Consider the following 639-nt stretch of genomic DNA (forward strand, 5'->3'; position numbering starts at 1 on the left):
CCGTGTCTGCTCGTGGAGGGTTCTTGCGTAGGCTCCCCGATGAAGCGAGAAGCCCGCACTGTACCCGTAGGGTCAGCGATGGGAGTATGTCACGCTTTGCTTCCCCCAGAGGTAGGGAACTAAAGCAAGCTGGGCTGGAAAGGATCATACTGCTTTTTCTTTATTTCGGATGCTAGCCGGTTAATTTCCGGCCAGGCAATGACGAGAGTGTTATAGGCTAGGGCTTCTTGAGTCCAGCCTTTCTTTTCGCAGAGGGTATAGAGCCGATAGGCCAGATCGCGGGCAACCGCACCTCTATCTCCCAAGGCAGCCAGGAGAGCGGCGGCTTCCATTTCTCCTTTCCGATCGAGGGTGTGGATGAGGGTCTGGGTGATGAGCCAGGCGGAGGAAGCAAGGAGCAAGGAGAGGGAATCTGCTCCCTTTTCTTTTCTCTGGGCTATTTCCTCTCTTCTCAACAACCGCACCTTGCCGGCCTTGGCTTCTAGGATCCCAAGTTCCTCAAGGGACTCAATGCTGACGTTTCTGGCCTTGCTGAGGACTTCTGCTTCCCCGTAGGGGCCTGGCTCAAATTGATATTGGGCAAACCAAGTGGTGGCCCAGCGGCTGCCCTCATCGAGTTCCCCTTCTTGTTCGCTGAGA

1 pseudogene is annotated in these 639 nt (G+C 55.6%); it reads right to left on the bottom strand.

Features of this window, described 5'->3' with window-relative positions:
* Positions 1-119: 119 nt before the first annotated feature.
* A pseudogene (locus tag NW838_RS08950) lies at positions 120-639 on the bottom strand (hypothetical protein); the annotation flags it as partial.

The sequence above is a fragment of the Synechococcus sp. R55.2 genome, assembly GCF_047462075.1.
Classification (GTDB): domain Bacteria; phylum Cyanobacteriota; class Cyanobacteriia; order Thermostichales; family Thermostichaceae; genus Thermostichus.